The sequence below is a fragment of the Pseudoalteromonas sp. APAL1 genome (genome assembly GCF_021532475.1).
Classification (GTDB): Bacteria; Pseudomonadota; Gammaproteobacteria; order Enterobacterales; family Alteromonadaceae; genus Pseudoalteromonas; species Pseudoalteromonas lipolytica_C.
On sequence record NZ_JAKGAW010000003.1, the window covers coordinates 145,888 to 164,818 of the forward strand.

An 18,931-nucleotide genomic window follows, 5' to 3' on the forward strand; every position below is an offset into this window, starting at 1 on the left:
AAGCTGTTTATGCGGGCACACCACTGTGAAACTTAAAATCTTCATCAGGTGTTAAAATAAGATCGGCTTCTAGTTGAGCAAAGAACTCAACACGCTCTGTGATATCAAACTCACTGATTTCTTGGGCAAGGGTTAGATAATCTTGATAGTGGCGCGCTTCAGAGCGCAGGAGTGAGATATAAAAATCACCTAAACGCTTATCAACATGCGGGGCTAATTTAGCAAAACGCTCACAAGAGCGGGCTTCGATGTAAGCACCGATAATTAACTTATCTACCAAGGCATCTGGCTCGTAAGTTTTTACGTGGCGCAGCATCCCTTTGGCATAACGACATGGGGTAATACTTTTATATTCAATGCCGTACTCATCCATGATCTCCAACACTTGATAGAAGTGGTGCAGCTCCTCTTTAATAAGCATCACCATTTTATCAATGAGATCTTGCCCATAAGGAGAGTTTGATTTTGGGATCATCGACTTAGTCAGCTTGTTTTTATCTGCAAGCTCTCGCCAATCACCTTCACGCTTGTAAATAAGTGTCTCAAAAGGCTTCAACCATTCAAGTAAAGCGTCGCTACTTTCTTTATCAACGGCATATTTGCGAATTAAGAACATCGCGCTTTGCGCCGCTTTTAACTCACAAATAAGGTGATCGATTAAAACTATATCTAAGTTTTCTTTTTTGGTTGCCGCAGCAATCCACTCATCAGGCGTTTCGCACTTTAAAAAAGAATGAATTGGCGCTAACAAATCAGAATAAGGCACTGAATAACTTCTCATCAAAAATCTTGGTTTGATTTTACCACATAATTAAGCCTGCATTCCATGACCCATATCAGTGCAAAGTAATTTCCTATATGCACTAAAGAGTTACATTCAATCGACTGTTTCGATTATTTCAGCTTCTTGACAAGATTTAATTACTGAACCATAACTTAATCAAAGCTGTACAAAAATAAAACAGCTACTATTCCTTTTTTACAGGGGCAACAATTATGATTTTAAACCACTTATGGGGCTTATACGCCCATCCACTCGAAGAATGGCAAACGATTGATAATCGCCATGAGAGTTTGCGCTATAGCCTATCTCATATCCTATTAATTGCATGTATCCCTTCAATTATGGGCTACTATTCGTCGGTTCACTTAGGATGGAGTATTGGTTCTGGTGAAGCTGTATTTTTAACCCATGATAGTGCATTGATGATCGCAGTAGCGATGTATTTTGCACTCATAGTAGGCGTATTTGCGCTTGCTTATCTAGCTCATTGGATGGCAGTAACATTTGGTGCTAAACCCACTTTTACACAAACGCTAGAACTTGCCGCTTATACAGCAACGCCAGTGTTCATGTCGTCATTTGCAGCATTTTTGCCAGAGCTTTGGTTTGTAGTGTGTGTTGGCTTAGTTGCACTGGCCTATTCTGTTTACCTACTTTACACAGGCGTGCCTATTCTCATGCATATTCCTGAGGAACGAGGTTTTATTTATGCAAGCTCGGTCGTTACTTGCGGGCTTATTCTGTTAGTAATTATTTTAGCTGCAACAGCTATACTCTGGACAAACGGTATTGTTCACCCCATGTTTACTTGATTTCATTATTATTTCCTTTCTTTCCAAAACAAAAAAGGAGCTGTAAAGCTCCTTTTTTATCATCTTGAAAACAGTGACTAGTCAGCGCTATTTTCTTCTTGATTATGAAGTTCTAAACCCGCAGACATAGCATTTTCACGCGTTGATTTTGCTGAATCGTTACGTAAACGGTCAATGTGGTTTAGGTACTCTTGATCAATATCGCCAGTGATGTACTGGCCATCAAATACAGACGTTTCGAAACGAGTGATTTCAGGGTTCTCTTGGCTAACCGCCGCAATCAAGTCATCTAGCGATTGATAGATAAGACCATCCGCACCAATGCTAGCATTGATATCTTCAACTTCACGACCATGAGCAATTAACTCTGCAGCCGATGGCATGTCGATACCATACACGTTCGGGAAACGAATCTCAGGCGCAGCTGAAGCGAAGTAAACGTTCTTTGCACCTGACTCACGAGCCATCTCGACGATTTGTGCTGACGTTGTACCACGAACAATTGAGTCATCAACAAGTAATACGTTTTTACCTTTGAACTCACGGTCAATAGCATTCAGTTTTTGACGAACTGATTTCTTACGCATCTCTTGACCAGGCATAATGAAAGTACGGCCAATGTAACGGTTTTTAACAAAACCTTGGCGGTATGGCAAGTTAAGAGCTGAGGCAATCTCAAGTGCTACATCACATGATGTTTCAGGAATTGGAATAACAACGTCGATGTCTTTGTCGGCCCATTCGCGAGCGATTTTTTCACCTAACTTAGTACCCATGTTTACACGCGTTGCATAAACAGACATACGGTCAATTGTTGAATCTGGGCGCGCAAAGTAAACAAACTCGAAGATACATGGTGAGTAAGTAGCTTTTTCTGCACACGCTTGCGAGAAAAACTGACCGTCTTCAGTAACGTAAATTGCTTCACCTGGCGCAACATCACGCACAAACTCAAAACCATCAGTTTTTAATGCAACGCTTTCAGATGCAAACATATATTCAGTGCCATTTGCAGTTTCACGCTTACCAAAAACTAATGGACGAATACCGTTAGGGTCACGAAAAGCAACAATACCGTGGCCAATGATCATTGCAATCGTTGCATAACCACCTGTCACTTTGTTATTAACTTCGGTTACCGCGGTGAAAATATCTTCTGCATCTAACTTAAGCTTATTTGACTTACTTAACTCATGCGCCACGATATTAAGTAAGATTTCAGAGTCTGATGTTGTATTAACATGACGGCGAGCTTCTGAAAATAATTGCTGCTTTAATGCTTCTGCATTTGTTAAGTTACCATTGTGCGCAAGCGCAATACCAAATGGCGAGTTAACATAGAAAGGTTGCGCCTCAGACGAGCTAGATGAACCAGCTGTCGGATAGCGTACATGGCCAATACCAATAGTGCCTTGCAGACGTTTCATATGACGGGTATGAAACACATCTTTCACTAGGCCATTGGCTTTGCGTAAGCTAAACGTGTTGTTTTCAATGGTAATGATGCCCGCTGCATCTTGACCACGGTGTTGCAAAACAGTTAAGCCGTCATATAACGCCTGATTAACAGGAGAAGTGCCGACTATGCCAACGATACCACACATTAAATTTATCCTCGCCGATTAACGGTTTACCGAATTTAAAAAGCTTGAGTTGTTTTCAAGGTACGAAAAGAACCACTCAACAACAAAGCCAAATTCTGGAATCAAAATAGAGTTGCCCCACCAATGCGTATTTGGTGCACCGGTAAAAGCATCAAGAAAGAAAAGTAACGCGCTCACGACCAACACGCCACGAAGAGCACCAAACACAATGCCAAAAACACGGTCTGTGCCAGATAAACCAGTACGCTGTACAAGTTCACCTAAAATATAGTTTAGTAAACCACCCAACAGGAGTGTCGCAAAAAATAATATGGCAATTGCGGCTGCATTTCTTAAAAGGGGTTCTGAAATACTTGTTAGGAAGGATGCTAAATATTGGTAAAACAAACTAGAGATGATAAATGCGCCAGCCCACACCGCTAAAGACATTGCTTCTTTTATAAAGCCACGTATTAAACCGATGATAGTGGATAGTGCAATAATGCCAAGTATGGCGTAATCAACCCAGATCATAAGAACCAACTAGTCGTTAATTTGGGGCGCATTCTATACCCAAACCACCTGTAGATGCAAGAATTCAGCATGAGATAAAACGTATTTAGGCAAGGCATTGATTGTAGGTAATGGTGTACCCATTAGCAAAATCAATAACGCAGAATAAATACGTTTTAGCCATGCCCTTCGGGCGCTTCACAGGGCTTCCACTACTGTGTTGTGGCAACTTGAAAGGTACCTACATTCCTGTATTGCCACGCCGTGTATTGAAAGCCCTGTGATAGCGCTGAATCATGGATCTACAGGTGGTTTGGGTATAAGAACCACCTGTAGATGCAAGAATTCAGCATGAGATAAAACGTATTTAGGCAAGGCATTGATTGTAGGTAATGGTGTACCCATTAGCAAAATCAATAACGCAGAATAAATGCGTTTTAGCCATGCCCTTCGGGCGCTTCAAAGTTAAATCACTTTGTAATTTCAAACTGAGTAACTTTACCATTTAACTTGGTTAACTGCTTTAACTCAGGAAGCTTACTCTCTAACTCTTTCTTGTTAAGTGAAGGACCTACAAAGACTTTTGTCAGTGTGCCGTTCGGGGTTTTTATCGGGCGCGTGAAAGTTTTGAAACCATTCGCTTTTAGTTTTTCTTGAAGCGATTTCACATTAGGTGCATGAGAAAAACTGCCCAATTGAATAACATACGCCATTTTGGTGAGGTTTTCTTCTGGCTTACGGGTTGGCTCAGGAGTATTAGCGACCGGCTTTGCAGGCTCTTGCACTGCAACTTTTGGCTCAGCTTTATTAATCACAGGCTCATCTGTTGATGCTTCAATCATTTTCGGGGCATCGCTAAATGATTGCTGTTCTGTTGCCGTTAACTCGGCATCATTAGCTTTAACATCTTCAACAGCAACTTCGGAGGGTTGCTCAGCTGATGCCACTTTATTGTCTATAGCTTGTTGTAAGTCAATCGTGGTGAACTCAGGGCGGTCAGGGATCGCTTTAAAGTTTTCTGCATGATGAACTTTCTCTCCGTCCAAAATATTTGGAATGAAGACAATAGCCGCTACAACCACAATGGTGGTTCCTACTAAGCGATTAATAAACCCTGCGTTCACCGATTTCCTCTCTATTCTTTAAAGTAATTGATAGCAGCAGCCACAGTTATAAATGACCCAAACACAATCAATAAGGTGCTTTTATCTAGCTTTGGTAACATTGCATCTAATGCAGCTTCAACACTCTTATAATGGGTGCTAGTCGCTGTTGATGGCGTTTCTGCTAATGCGCTGGCAAGGTTTTCGACGGTATCTCCACGAAAACAGTCTAAACTCGCCAACGACCATTCATCAACTACATCGGCCACAGCCGACATAGCAGCCACTTTATCTTTATCTGCAAGCATAGCGACTAATGCATGAATTTTAAACCCTTGATCTTTATACACGCTTAATTTACGTGCTAAATAACGAGCCGACTCTGGGTTATGAGCTACATCAGTAAAAATAAGTGGTTGCTCACTTAGCTGCTGAAAGCGACCTTCAACCGTTAAGTTTGCTAAACAGTCTCTTACTTGTTGTTCATTTGGTAATAAATCAAGCTTACTAAGTAGAGTCAATGCTGTGGCAGCATTTTGACAAGGGATCGCAGGTTTAGCTAAACGCCAGTCATTGGCTTTGTATTGCCAATTAAAGCCTTCACTGTCTTCTGTGAATTTAAAGTCGCGACCTGATAACACCATATCGGCGTTAATTTCATTACCGTAATCAGTTACTGTGTGTGGAATAGCTAAATCGCCAACGATTGCGGGCGTATTGGTACGGAATATACCTGCTTTATCGTAGCCAACTAACTCACGAGTATCACCAAGGTATTCTTTATGGTCTAGATCTATCGTAGTGATCACACAAGCATATGGGTTGACTATATTAGTAGCATCATAACGACCACCTAGACCCACTTCTAAGAGTGCATAATCAACCGCATGGCGTTTAAAAATAGCTAAAGCGCCCAGTGTTCCGTATTCAAAATAAGTCAGTGGTGTGTCACCACGACCTTTTTCGAGCATATCGAAAGCATCAACATGGTATTGATCATCAAGCTCTTGGCCATTAATACGCACGCGCTCGTTGTAACGAATAAGATGCGGAGAAGCATAAGTCCCCACACTAAAACCTTGTGCAAGCAGTAAGCTTTCTAAGCAACGAGCTGTCGTTCCTTTACCATTCGTACCTGCAATAAGAATTATTTTGCTTGATGTATCGAGTAAGCCGACTTGGTTTGCCACACGCTCTACGCGCTCAAGCCCCATTTCGATATTGGCTGGATGTACACTTTCTAAATAACAAAGCCAATCATCAAGGCTTGATGATTGGCTAGGAAGGATTTCTGTCATAGCGTTTAATCAGTTAAGCTGAAATTTACGCTACTCTATGCTCTTGTTCAGTAGAAGGCAAGTTCATAAATTTCGCTAAGATACGTGCAAGGGTGTCACGCATTTCACGGCGGTCAACAATCATGTCGATTGCACCATGCTCTAGCAAGAATTCACTGCGTTGAAAACCTTCTGGTAGCGTTTCACGTACTGTTTGCTCGATTACGCGAGGACCCGCAAAACCAATTAATGCTTTAGGCTCTGCAACGTTCACATCACCAAGCATTGCCAGCGATGCAGATACGCCACCCATTGTTGGATCAGTTAATACTGAAATAAACGGTAAACCTTTTTCGCTCATCTTTGCAAGCGCAGCACTTGTTTTAGCCATTTGCATTAATGACATAAGGGCTTCTTGCATACGTGCACCACCCGATGCAGAAAAACAGATAAGTGGCATATCATGCTCTAAGCATTGGTCAACAGCTTCAACAAAACGTGCACCTACTACTGACGCCATTGAACCACCCATAAATGAGAATTCAAATGCAACAGCAGCAACAGGAATGCCTTTTAAACGGCCTTTCATTGCAACAAGTGCGTCTTTTTCACCACTTGCTTTTTGTGCTTGGGTGATGCGGTCAGAGTATTTTTTAGAGTCTTTAAACTTTAATACGTCTTTTGGTTCGTGTTCAGCACCAATTTCGTGACGATCAGCATCATCTAAAAAGTTTTCTAAACGTTTACGGCCACTTAAACGCATGTGATGATCACACTTAGGACATACGTTGAGTGCTTTTTCTAATTCTGCTTTGTATAAAATTGAATCACAGTCTGTACACTTAGCCCAAACCCCTTCAGGGATTTCTTTACGACCTGATGATTTAGTCGTTTTAGGTAAGATTTTTTCTAACCAACTCATTTGCAACTCTCTTAAATGCTGTTCTGTGTCGCAGTCTGTTTAATCAAGTATGCTCGATGCACTACTTCTAGTAATTAAACAGACAGATTTTTTCAATTAAAACATGAATTACCCGTAGACGATATAAAAAACTGGTCTTAGTAGTGCAGCACTTTCAGTTAACTATCTGAATCAGGTAAAAACAGAGGTCCTAATGGTGTTTTAGGAATACCAAAGTGTTCAGGGTAATCCACATCCACTAAGTAAAGACCAGCAGCCTTTGCTGTGGCACTTGCCTTAGCGCGTTCTTTTAAATCAAGTAATTCTTTTAACCAGACTGGTTCATGTTTATGCAGACCAATATCCATCAAACAGCCAGTAATATTTCGTACCATATGATGTAAAAATGCATTCGCTTTAATATCAATTATCACATAGTCACCTTGGCGTTTTACCGACAAATGGTGAATCGTACGATTTGCTGTATTCGCTTGGCAATGCAGTGCCCTAAAAGAGGTAAAGTCATGCTCACCAATTAAATACTGACAGGCTTCTTGCATTTTAGTTTCATCGAGTGGGTGATGAAAATGCGTCACCCCTTCGCTCATGATTGCACCGCGATAGGTGTAATTATAAATAACGTAACGATAGCGACGAGCTGTGGCGCTAAAACGAGCATGAAAATCTTCACTGACAGGCTCGGCAAACCGAATAGAAATATCTTTCGGTAACAGGGTATTCATGCCCATTGTGAATGCAACCATTTCACGTTCTGCATGAGTGTCAAAGTGAACCACTTGCCCTGTGCCGTGAACACCAGCATCAGTGCGGCCAGCACATACGATTTCGACTGGGTGATTACAAATCCGCGACAACGCCGTTTCTACTTCTTGCTGTACGCTATTGACATGTGATTGACGTTGCCAACCACTGTAACGGGCGCCGTTGTACTCTACTCCAAGTGCTACTCGCATAATGACCTATTTACCTACTGTGCTAAATGACGGGGCATTTTATGCGATCTGCTCGCGCAATAAAAGCACCCTTGTACTTCACCCTGTTAGCACGATTAGTTTTTAATCGTCCTCGACGTTGTCTAAGCCCTTGGTACCTTCTTTAGCGCGAAGTTTGTGATGAATAGCTGACTTAATCAACATGTAACCACTGATAGGTGCGGTGATCAGTAAGAAAATTGAAATTAGGATCTCTTTAACGCTCACTCCATCATGGTGATAGCTAAAATACACCATTGCAGCGATAAGTAATGATGCCATTCCTAAAGTAGTGGCTTTAGTTGGCCCATGTAAACGCATAAAAAAGTCTGGCATTTTCACTAAGCCAATCGAACCAATCAAAATAAAGCAACCACCAATTAACAGTAAGATTGATACAATCCATTCACTCATTATTTGTTACCTTATTCAATAATATCGCCGCGCAGCAAATATTTACATACTGCAACGGTACTAACAAAACCAAGCATGGCAATTAATAAAGCGGCCTCAAAATAAAGCCCGGTATCCATACTCATGCCATAAAGAATTATCAGCGCAATGGTGTTAATAAACATCGTATCTAGCGCTAATATACGGTCAGGTACCGATGGACCCACTATTAAGCGCCATAAATTTAGTAATAACGAGATGGCGATCATCGCATAGACAATTAAAAATACGGTATCTAGCATCTAAAAATCTCCTTAAGCGGTGCTTCATAGCGCTGCTTAATAGTATTAATTAACGCCTGTTCATCTGCTAAATCGAGCACATGGATCAGTAAATAGCGCTGCTCAATTTCTTCGCCCTCTTCGAGTGACTCAGGAATAGGATAAACCTCTGCACTCACAGTGCCTGGGGTTAGTGACACAGTGCTTGCCAAAATAGTGATTGGCATTTCATGACTTAAATCAAGTGGTACTTTTATAAAGCCCGGACGCAACTTTTTAGTCGGCCCGAGTATTAAAAGAGCAACTTGTAAATTGGCAGTGACAATATCGTACAACACTAAAAGTAAGTACTTAAACGCCAATCCTGGTCTAACAATAAGGGGCTGTGGATCGCGAAATGGAAAAGTGATCCACGGAATTGTTATAGCAAAAAAAGTAGCTAACAGCAGATGCCCTGGCGACACGCTATTGTTGAGTAATAACCAAACAACAAAAAGTAATACACTACGAAATGGAGTCGGTAGCCAACGAAAACGAGCTTCTAAACGCATTATTGGCCTCCTTGTAATACATTCTGAATGCCTTGGTTTATATCAAACAATTGCTCAGAGGTTGCTAGCATATATTCAGATATTGGCCCTGCAAAAATAACCATTAACGGCGAGCATGCTAACAGCACAATGACCGCAGTCACTTGTAAAGGGTGTGCTTTTACGCCCTCAATTGCTTCACTATCTTTATATTTGTGATCCCAAAAAAGGCTTGTACCAGCACGCGATATCGCAACCAACAGTGCCAAACTAGATAAAATATAAATAGGCCAAAACAACATGGCTTTTTCGCTATCTAGAGTACTCTTTAAAATCCAAATTTTACCGACAAAACCTGACAATGGTGGCATCCCCACCACGGCAAGTGCCGCAATCACAAAACAAATACCTAACAAGAATGGCTGAGCAACTGCACGCCCCGCCACTAAGCGGTCAGCGACCTTACCGCGCTGCTGCGCAATTAAATCAGCCAATAAAAACAGGACAGCACAAATTACAGTTGAATGAACTAAGTAGTAGAGTAACGCAGCTGTAGCAGAGACATTTTGAATGGCCACCAACGCAACGAGAGTACCAACCGACACCACCACCAAGTTGGCAATCAACTTACGGAAATCTTGGCTAGCTAAAACACCAATAGCGCCCATCACAATTGTCGCCAGTGCTAAGCCCCACAACCAAGGCTGTGCCATATGAGCAAGCTCACCTGCATTCTCACCAAATATAACGGTGTATACACGCAGCATGGCATAGACACCTACCTTAGTCATAATCGCAAATAATGCAGCCACCAATGGCATTGCACTTGCGTAAGTATTCGGTAGCCATAAATGTAAAGGTAAGAGCGCGCCCTTTAGTGCAAACACGACAATCAGTAACAAGCCACCTATTTTCGCAAGGTATACATCATCACCTTTTAGTAAAGGGACTTTTTGTGCTAAATCAGCGATATTTAATGTTCCTAGGACACCATATAGAATACCTAACGCGATTAAGAATACACTTGAACCAATTAGGTTTAATATCACGTACTGCAGTGCTGCTCGTGTTTTGTGTTTGTCACCGGCATGCATCAATAGCGAATAAGAGGCAATCAGTAAGACCTCAAAAAATACAAATAGGTTAAACACATCACCAGTTAGAAAAGCACCATTCACACCCAGAATTAAAAAATGGACCAGCGGGTGAAAAAAGCTGCCTTTTTTGTCGTCACCTGCACAGCTATAAAGCACAATCACCGCGCCCAATAGGCTGGTTAGTAGCACCAGTAGTGCAGAGAGCCTATCGGCCACAAGCACAATACCAAAAGGTGCTGACCAATCACCGATAGCATAAACCAGTGATGCAGTAGTATTAACATGAAATAGCAAATAAGCACTTATTAGCAACGTAACTATCGATAAAATAACGGAAGCTACACGACGAATATGTAAGTTTTTACCGCACGGTGGCATTAATAAAATAACGCCCGCCAACATAGGGACTAAAATGGGTAAAGAAGCTAAATGCTGAATCATTTTTGCTCCTTAGATGATTTTAATAAATGACCGTCAACATGATCATTACCCAAATCAGCACGACCACGAATAGCTAAAATAACAACAAAGGCGGTCATCGCAAAACCGATAACTATAGCGGTAAGCACAAGTGCCTGCGGTAATGGATCCGCATACTCACTAGCACTGCCTAGTACTGCAGCTTTATTAATCGTTAAGCGACCTGACGAGAATAAAAATAGGTTAACCGCGTACGATAACATGGTTAAACCAAGCACAACCGGAAAGGTACGTGCTCTTAATATTAAGAAAATCCCGCATGCAACCAGCACGCCCACGCATGATGCGTACAATACTTCCATTAAATATTTACCTCTCGCTTGGGTGTATCGGCAGTCAATTTACCTAAACTTGCCAAAATCATCAGCGTTGCACCTACAACAGTTAAATACACACCTAAATCAAATACGATAGCACTGGCAAGTTCTGTTTTGCCGACTAACGGAATATCAAAATAATCAAACCACGTTGTTAAGAACGGACGGTCAAAGAACCAACTACCCACACCTGTGAACAACGCAATGGCAATACCTGATGCAATAATTTTGCGATAATTCACATCAAATCTGTCTGCAATCCAGTGTGAACCATTTGCCATATATTGCAAAATAAACGCAATCGCCGTTACTAGACCTGCAATAAAACCACCACCCGGTAAATTGTGACCTCGTAAGAAAATATAAGCAGACACCAATAATGCCAGTGGTAATAGACTTTGCGAAATACTCGACAGTAAGATTGGATAACGCTCTCTAGCCCATGGGCGCCCTTCGCTATCACTTGCCGGCATAAACAATGGCAGATTAATAAGTAATTTATAAATACCTAATGCGGCAATACCCAGTACGGTTATTTCTCCAAGGGTATCAAAGCCCCTGAAGTCAACTAAAATCACGTTTACAACGTTAGTACCGCCACCGCCTGTTTTAGCATTGGCAATAAAGAAATCAGAAATTGATTCAAGCGGTCTGGTCAACAGCGCGTAGCAGATACTGGCCACAACAACACCAACAGCAGAGGAAATCCCTAAGTCACGCAAGACACGCAATGAACTAGATTCTTTAGGGGTACGCTGCGGTAAAAAGAATAATGCGAGCATCAGTAGCATCACAGTGACAACTTCAACTGTTAACTGAGTCAGTGCTAAGTCTGGCGCAGAGAATCGAGTGAAAGCTACAGATACCATCAGACCTACAATTGAAATCATAATCAAAGATATCATTCGTGAACGATGCCAAATAACAGTGACAAGCGCACCGATAATTAACAGACCCGCGCCAATGGCGTTATGAAAATCAATAGGTGTTAATTCACTTGTGCCCGCAAGTTGTTGCATCTCAAACAATGGCCAACCAGCACACATCAAAACAACCACAATCATTACAAAAGCGTATCGTTGCAATGAACCATTTTCAATACGGTTAACTTTTGCTTGTGACCACTTGATCACAGAATACAGGCCTCGTTCAAAGCCTTTTTTAGCATTTAATGTCGGTAATGAAGCTTGGAAATGGAACAGGTGCTTACGTTGCACATAAATAAGCACACCACAGCAAGTAGCAATAAAGCTCATTAATAAAGGTAAGTTGAATCCATGCCATACCGAGAGCTTATAATCTGGAGCTGCATCACCAAGTACCGCATACGAAGCAGACGCTAAAATATCGCTCACAGCAAAGTGAGGGAACATACCCACTAATAAACATAACACCACTAAAATTTCGATTGGCACACGCATGTAACGTGGTGGCTCGTGTGGCTGTTTAGGTAAATCAATCGGGTCACCATTAAAGAACACGTCATGAATAAAACGTGCAGAATAAGCGACCGATAAAGCACCAGCTACAGTTGCTAAAACCGGAATGAGCCACGACATCGAACCTAGTACTTGCTGATGCAAGGTTTCAGCAAAGAACATTTCTTTCGATAAGAAACCATTTAACAATGGCACACCAGCCATCGCAGCCGCAGCAACCATTGCAAGCGTGGCAGTATAAGGCATAAAGCGCCACATACCGTTTAGTTTGCGCATGTCACGAGTCCCCGTTTCATGATCAATAATACCGGTTGCCATAAACAATGAGGCTTTAAACGTTGCATGGTTAATAATATGGAAAATCGCTGCAACCGTGGCAAGTTCAGTATCTAAACCAAGTAATAACGTGATAAGACCCAAATGACTGATGGTTGAATAAGCAAGTAAACCTTTTAAGTCATGCTTGAATAATGCGATATAAGCGCCAACCAATAAAGTAGCAAGACCAGTCATAGCAACCAAGATAAACCACGTATCAGTGCCTGCTAATGCTGGGTAGAAACGGGCAAGCAAAAAGATACCAGCTTTAACCATGGTAGCCGAATGTAGATAGGCACTCACAGGTGTAGGTGCAGCCATTGCATGCGGCAACCAAAAATGAAACGGGAATTGCGCCGATTTAGTAAACGCCCCCAAAAGCACCAATACTAACGCTACTTCGTAGAGCGCATGAGATTGAATGAGTGCTTTACTCGCTAAGATAACATCCAGATCATAACTACCAACGATGTCACCAATCAATAATAAGCCTGCCAATAGCGCAAGACCGCCCGCCCCTGTAATAGCAAGCGCCATGCGCGCACCCTTACGGGCTTCAGATTTATGCCACCAATAGCTAATAAGCAAAAAGGAACTAATACTGGTAAGCTCCCAGAATAGCCAAAGCTGGATAACATTATTCGACATTACTATTCCGACCATCGCGGTCATAAATAGCATTAAGTAGCAATAAAGCTTAGGCAGGGAGTCGTTATTACTTAAATAATAACGCGCATAGAAAATCACTAAGGTACCAATACCTAAGATCATGTATAAAAAAAGTAAGGTTAAACCATCAAGTCTAAAAGACACTTGCATGTTTAATAACGGGATCCACTCTGCGCTGTAGCGAATCATTTCACCAGAAAATACCGCAGGTGTGTACGAGAATACTATTCCAAGGGCAAGCAAAGGCGCTAGCATAGTCAAAGCGGTACTTTGATTACGCGTTAGTTTTGAGGTGCAGGATGAAATAACACTGCCGATTAAGGATAACAGGGGTATCCAGAGCAAAGTCATAATTAAGAGCCTTTTAGTGTCATAAGAATATCAATACTGCTGCTAGTTATAATTAGTTGCGTACTGTTCATTTGGATGGTTAAAAGTTGGCTTCAAAAAAAGCTTACAATGCGTATAGTTATACTGATCAGGGGCTATTTTGTCTATAGCAGCCACACCTATTCGCACAAGTTTTAACCACTTTACATACTAAAATAGCAATAAATTGACGATTAGTCAGAAAAACTATGTTTAGTTGAAGCCATTGTAATTGAAGGTTTTAAGCCCAAAAAAGCAAAGTAATCTAAAAATCGAACAGGCTTTGTTAAGGGCTGGTTAATTTGCTTTTGCCAAAGTTGTCGATACTGTTCAGACAGCCCCATTAACTGATACTGCATAATTGACCAATCAGGGCTTGGCTTATAGGCCAAATTATTATTACAAGCGATACTCTTTTGCCAGCCTATTGGAGGTTTAAGCTGACGCGCTATAAATAAATTTGGTGCAACATGACCCTGCTGCTGACATAGCCACTGCTGCTTTTGAGTTGGCAATGTGTATTCATCTTCAAAGCCATTAAAATGCATCAACTCATGTAAAAACACAGCATAAGGCTGTGTTGAATTAATATGCATTATTCCGCCACGCACGTTAGCACTGCCCTGTTCAGACATCATAACAATAAAATCAAATCCAGCGGGCCACGTGTAATCTTCTGCCTGATACCAATCACACTCCAGCACATTATCACTGCTGTTACATTGAAACTGGTCTGCTACATAAACAACTTCGCTAAAACAAAAACTGTTGAGCGAAGGTTCTGGCTTTGACTCGTAACGTTGCTTAAACAACTTCAGCGTAGCAATTCCATCAGCGTGATCAGTCATCATCAGCACATTAAAATGGCACTGTGGCTGTGCTTTCAATTCATTTAGCGATAACACAAATTGATGTTGTTCAGCATATTGAGGACTTATATTTGCTGTTGCCATGCCTTGTCGTAAATACCAAGATTGTTTGGCATTGCCATTTGGTAATTGACCGCTACGCCAAAGCATAGAAATAGCCTGCCATTGTTGATCCGCTGCCAGATAATCAGCTAAGCGTTGTTGCTGTAAAGGATTGAAGCTATCAAACCGAGTTTGCCACCATAATTGCGCAGCAGAGTAATCACCCTTTTGTAAAAATCGCATGGCAAGTTGATAGGTTGCATTAATATTTTTAAGTTCAGCGAGCCTTCGTAATTGCAGGGTTGAAAGTGTGTCCAATTGCGTGTTGAGGGCATTAGGCGCTAGGTGATAAATAGCAACGGCTTGGGAAGGTCTCTTCTGAGCGTAAAAAACGTAACTTGGAGAAAACAATGATACTGAGCTTGAAACACAGCCCAAGCTCAGTAAAGTAATAACCAGCAAATAAACACTAGCTCGCGTCTTCACCAGCCATTAACTCAAGTTCTAAGCGAGCGTATTTATATTCAACAAACTCATGCACATTGGTGGCAAGGGCAAGTCTAAAGTAATCAGCAGCCAAGTAATTATCACCTGTCGCTTGATGCATCTTAGCGAGGTAAAAATAGGCTTCACATAAGCGGTGTGCATACTCTTGTTCAGAGGTAACCCCTTCGATGATACCAGACAAGAATTCAAACTCACTGACATCGCCTAGATACAGTGCAAGTAACTGGTAACCCCATTGAGACTCGTCAACACCTTGTGCATTTGCTTTTAAGTCAATTAAGGCCTGTGCTTTATCGGCTTCTGATTGTGCTAAGTAAAGCCAAAGTACACGGTATGGGTCGCTTGGTGAGCGATTTAAAAACTGTTGCAAATCATCTTGAGCAAGTAACGGGCGATCAGCATAGTAGAGCGCAATCCCTCTGTTTAAATAAGCATATTCATGCTGCTCATTTAATTCTAGTGCTGAATCAAAAAACTCATAAGCTTGTTCATACTGTTGCATGAGTGTGTGGTGAATACCTAAAAAGTTATACACCTCAGCTAAATCAGGTTTAAGCTTAATCGCACGGTTAAAATCGATACGTGCCAGTGTCGACATGCCTAAGCTGTCAAATAATACACCGCGGTCATAATAAAGTTTGGCTTGTTGTTCTGCACTCAAATCTGCACGATTTAAAAGTTCAGAGTAGCGCGCAATCGTAATTTCATTGCGGAAATCAGGCAGTAGCGGCGCAGTAAATGGAACATTAACAATCGGAACTGACTCAGGTTGTGAGGTTGTTTGACACGCACTTAAAGAAAAAATAGCCACTGCGGTCAATGCTAAGTGTTTAAAAATCATTAAATTCCTTAATACCTGAATTTTCTGTAGACAAAATCGAAGCTAATAGGTTTCATTAAAGCATAAAAAAAGGGGCTAAACAGCCCCTTTTTCTTATAACCAGCAAATAACTGGCTACTCAATCATCATTAAGCGTCTTTTGGCTCTTCAGCTTTTTCTTCAGCAGCTGGTTCCATTGCTTCTTTGATGCTTAAACGTACACGACCTTGGCGATCTACTTCAAGAACTTTAACTTTAACTTCTTGGCCTTCGCTTAGGTGGTCAGTTACGTTGTTAACACGCTCAGTGCTGATTTGTGAAATGTGCACTAGACCGTCTTTACCCGGAAGGATATTAACGAACGCACCAAAATCAACGATACGTACAACTTTACCAGTGTAGATTGCACCTACTTCTAGTTCAGCAGTTAATTGCTCAATACGCTTAATAGCTTCGTTTGCACTCATGCCATCAGTTGCAGCGATCTTGATTGTACCGTCATCTTCGATTTCAATCGTTGTGCCAGTTTCTTCAGTAAGTTGACGGATAGTTGCGCCACCTTTACCGATAACTTCAGCGATTTTCTTAGCAGGGATTTGCATTGTGTAGATGCGTGGTGCGAACTGAGATAACTCTTCAGAAGGAGCAGAAATCGCTTCGTCCATAACACCTAAGATGTGTAAACGTGCAGCTTTCGCTTGTTTAAGCGCGATTTGCATGATTTCTTTAGTGATACCTTCGATCTTGATATCCATTTGTAGTGCTGTGATACCGTTTGAAGTACCCGCTACTTTAAAGTCCATATCACCTAAGTGATCTTCATCACCTAAGATGTCAGAAAGAACAACGAAATCGTCGCCTTCTTTAACTAGACCCATCGCAATACCAGCAACAGATGCTTTGATTGGTACACCAGCGTTCATAAGTGCTAGTGATGTACCACATACTGATGCCATAGACGATGAACCGTTTGATTCAGTGATTTCTGAAACAACACGGATTGAATATGGGAAGTCAGCTAGTGTTGGTAATACCGCAGCAATACCACGCTTAGCTAGGTTACCGTGACCGATTTCACGACGCTTAGGAGAACCTACAAAACCTGTTTCACCTACGCAGAACGGAGGGAAGTTATAGTGAAGCATGAAGTGATGCTTGTTAGTACCAGTTAAGTCGTCGATTAACTGTGAATCACGCTCAGTACCAAGTGTTGCAGTCACAAGTGCTTGCGTCTCACCACGAGTGAAGATTGCAGAACCGTGAGTACGTGGTAAAACACCCGTCATTACATCTAGTGCACGAACCATGTCTGGTTCACGACCATCGATACGCTTTTCACCAGCGATGATACGGCCACGAACGATTTCTTTTTCTAAAGAACCGAATAGTTTGCCAACTTCTTGTGTATCTAGCTCTTCGCCTTCAGCAAGTTCCGCTGTTAATTTAGCAACAACTTCTTCTTTCGCAACACCAAGTGCTTCTTTACGCGCTACTTTGTCAGTGATGCGGTAAGCTTCACCTACTTTTTCAGCAGCGATTGCAGAGATTTTCTCAGCAAGAGTTACGTTTTTCTCTGGTGCAGTCCAATCCCAAGCTGGTTTACCAGCTTCTGCTTTGAACTCGTTGATTGCGTTTATGATAGCTTGAGATTGCTCATGACCATAAACAACCGCACCTAACATGACGTCTTCAGATAGTGTTTCAGCTTCTGATTCAACCATAAGTACTGCGTTATCAGTACCAGCAACAACTAGGTCTAATTGGCTTTCTTCAAGCTCAGCTAGTGTTGGGTTAAGTACGTATTCACCGTTGATGAAACCAACACGTGCTGCACCGATAGGACCATTAAATGGAATACCAGAGATAGCAAGTGCTGCTGAAGTACCAATCATAGCAACCATGTCAGGTTGGATTTCTGGGTTAACAGAAACAACTGTCGCGATTACTTGTACTTCGTTTACGAAACCGTCTGGGAAAAGTGGACGAATCGGACGGTCGATTAGACGAGCGATAAGTGTTTCGCCATCGTTTGGACGACCTTCACGCTTAAGGAAACCACCAGGGATACGACCCGCAGCGTACATACGCTCTTGATAGTTAACTGTTAGTGGGAAGAAGTCTTGACCTGGTTGTGCATCACGCTTACCAACAACAGTAACTAATACTGAAGTGTCGCCAATGCTTGCTAGTACTGCGCCGTCAGCTTGACGAGCGATAGCACCTGTTTCTAGAGTCACAGTGTGTTGACCTAGTTGAAATTCTTTAATAATTGCTTGCACTTAAAAATGTCCTTTAAATGTAAAAGCAACTCAGAGCAGTGCTCCGAATTGGTAAAAAATAGTCCATCAAAGTACCAATTACAGTACTTAATTAAACTTAAGAAAAATTAATTAAGTACTACAATTGGCAATGATGTTTTTTCAATCACTTAGCAGATTTGCCTACTAAGATGTGCGCTAGTATACCTTTCATAAGCGCACAAAAAAAGGGGCTATATAGCCCCTTTTCTCGTAATCTAGTTCTTAGCGACGTAGGCCAAGCTCTTGGATTAACGCAGTGTAACGTGCAATGTCTTTACCTTTAAGGTAATCAAGCAGTTTACGGCGTTGGCTTACTTTGCGTAAAAGACCACGACGTGAGTGGAAGTCGTGCTTGTGATCAGCAAAGTGACCTTGAAGCTTGTTGATATCGAAAGTTAGAAGTGCAACTTGTACTTCAGGTGAACCAGTGTCGCCTTCAGCGCGTGCAAATTTAGCGATGATTTCAACTTTTTCTTGATTGCTTAGTGACATAGTAACTCCAAAAATTAATTTAAATTGTGTTTTAGCCGATCAC

18 protein-coding genes are annotated in these 18,931 nt (G+C 41.7%); 1 reads left to right on the forward strand and 17 read right to left on the reverse strand.

The features are described from left to right. Window positions 1–7: 7 nt before the first annotated feature. Window positions 8–766, reverse strand: coding sequence for a tRNA isopentenyl-2-thiomethyl-A-37 hydroxylase MiaE (gene miaE / locus L1264_RS02900; protein ID WP_199527928.1), 759 nt, complete (start codon window positions 764–766; stop codon window positions 8–10). 230 nt (window positions 767–996) lie between these two features. On the opposite strand from miaE, the gene L1264_RS02905 reads away from it, so the two are divergent. Continuing rightward, window positions 997–1,596, forward strand: coding sequence for a Yip1 family protein (locus L1264_RS02905; RefSeq protein WP_135923973.1), 600 nt, complete (start codon window positions 997–999; stop codon window positions 1,594–1,596). Between the two features lie 77 nt (window positions 1,597–1,673). Here the strand turns inward: L1264_RS02905 and purF are convergent, their stop codons facing one another. From purF to rpsO, 16 genes are all read right to left on the reverse strand, one after another. After that, the gene (gene purF / locus L1264_RS02910; RefSeq protein WP_135923972.1) at window positions 1,674–3,200 is read right to left on the reverse strand and encodes an amidophosphoribosyltransferase; all 1,527 of its coding nucleotides are present in this window, start codon (window positions 3,198–3,200) and stop codon (window positions 1,674–1,676) included. A gap of 18 nt (window positions 3,201–3,218) precedes the next feature. Then, window positions 3,219–3,713 (reverse strand): CvpA family protein, encoded by a 495-nt coding sequence (locus L1264_RS02915; RefSeq protein ID WP_135923971.1) that lies wholly within the window; start codon window positions 3,711–3,713, stop codon window positions 3,219–3,221. A gap of 449 nt (window positions 3,714–4,162) precedes the next feature. Next, entirely contained in the window at window positions 4,163–4,816 is a 654-nt protein-coding gene (locus L1264_RS02920) for an SPOR domain-containing protein (protein ID WP_199527845.1), read from the reverse strand. Between the two features lie 11 nt (window positions 4,817–4,827). Then, a complete protein-coding gene (gene folC / locus L1264_RS02925) occupies window positions 4,828–6,093 on the reverse strand; it encodes a bifunctional tetrahydrofolate synthase/dihydrofolate synthase (protein WP_235403618.1) in 1,266 nt (421 codons plus the stop codon). Window positions 6,094–6,118: 25 nt separating this feature from the next. Then, window positions 6,119–6,994: an acetyl-CoA carboxylase, carboxyltransferase subunit beta gene (accD, locus tag L1264_RS02930; RefSeq protein ID WP_135923968.1), complete on the reverse strand. Its 876-nt coding sequence runs from the start codon at window positions 6,992–6,994 to the stop codon at window positions 6,119–6,121. A gap of 158 nt (window positions 6,995–7,152) precedes the next feature. Beyond that, window positions 7,153–7,947 (reverse strand): tRNA pseudouridine(38-40) synthase TruA, encoded by a 795-nt coding sequence (gene truA, locus L1264_RS02935; protein WP_135923967.1) that lies wholly within the window; start codon window positions 7,945–7,947, stop codon window positions 7,153–7,155. Between the two features lie 102 nt (window positions 7,948–8,049). After that, entirely contained in the window at window positions 8,050–8,382 is a 333-nt protein-coding gene (locus L1264_RS02940; RefSeq protein WP_135923966.1) for a Na+/H+ antiporter subunit G, read from the reverse strand. A gap of 8 nt (window positions 8,383–8,390) precedes the next feature. Further along, complete coding sequence (locus L1264_RS02945; RefSeq protein WP_135923965.1) at window positions 8,391–8,660, reverse strand: K+/H+ antiporter subunit F; 270 nt, start codon at window positions 8,658–8,660, stop codon at window positions 8,391–8,393. Further along, window positions 8,654–9,190, reverse strand: coding sequence for a Na+/H+ antiporter subunit E (locus tag L1264_RS02950; protein WP_135923964.1), 537 nt, complete (start codon window positions 9,188–9,190; stop codon window positions 8,654–8,656). Before L1264_RS02950 ends, L1264_RS02945 begins: the two co-directional genes overlap by 7 nt. After that, the gene (locus L1264_RS02955; RefSeq protein ID WP_199527847.1) at window positions 9,190–10,707 is read right to left on the reverse strand and encodes a monovalent cation/H+ antiporter subunit D; all 1,518 of its coding nucleotides are present in this window, start codon (window positions 10,705–10,707) and stop codon (window positions 9,190–9,192) included. The genes L1264_RS02950 and L1264_RS02955 overlap by 1 nt, the downstream gene beginning before the upstream one ends. Next, entirely contained in the window at window positions 10,704–11,048 is a 345-nt protein-coding gene (locus L1264_RS02960) for a Na+/H+ antiporter subunit C (protein WP_135923962.1), read from the reverse strand. Before L1264_RS02960 ends, L1264_RS02955 begins: the two co-directional genes overlap by 4 nt. Then, window positions 11,048–13,840, reverse strand: coding sequence for a monovalent cation/H+ antiporter subunit A (locus tag L1264_RS02965; protein WP_199527848.1), 2,793 nt, complete (start codon window positions 13,838–13,840; stop codon window positions 11,048–11,050). Before L1264_RS02965 ends, L1264_RS02960 begins: the two co-directional genes overlap by 1 nt. 212 nt (window positions 13,841–14,052) lie before the next feature. Continuing rightward, complete coding sequence (locus L1264_RS02970; protein WP_135923960.1) at window positions 14,053–15,012, reverse strand: hypothetical protein; 960 nt, start codon at window positions 15,010–15,012, stop codon at window positions 14,053–14,055. A gap of 226 nt (window positions 15,013–15,238) precedes the next feature. Further along, window positions 15,239–16,117, reverse strand: a complete 879-nt coding sequence (gene nlpI, locus L1264_RS02975; protein WP_199527849.1) for a lipoprotein NlpI — start codon at window positions 16,115–16,117, stop codon at window positions 15,239–15,241. A gap of 128 nt (window positions 16,118–16,245) precedes the next feature. Further along, window positions 16,246–18,375 (reverse strand): polyribonucleotide nucleotidyltransferase, encoded by a 2,130-nt coding sequence (gene pnp, locus L1264_RS02980; protein ID WP_138557813.1) that lies wholly within the window; start codon window positions 18,373–18,375, stop codon window positions 16,246–16,248. A 243-nt stretch (window positions 18,376–18,618) separates the two neighbouring features. Continuing rightward, window positions 18,619–18,888 carry a 30S ribosomal protein S15 gene (gene rpsO, locus L1264_RS02985; protein WP_036969894.1) on the reverse strand — a complete coding sequence of 90 codons (270 nt, stop codon included), beginning with the start codon at window positions 18,886–18,888 and terminating at the stop codon, window positions 18,619–18,621. Window positions 18,889–18,931 lie beyond the last annotated feature (43 nt).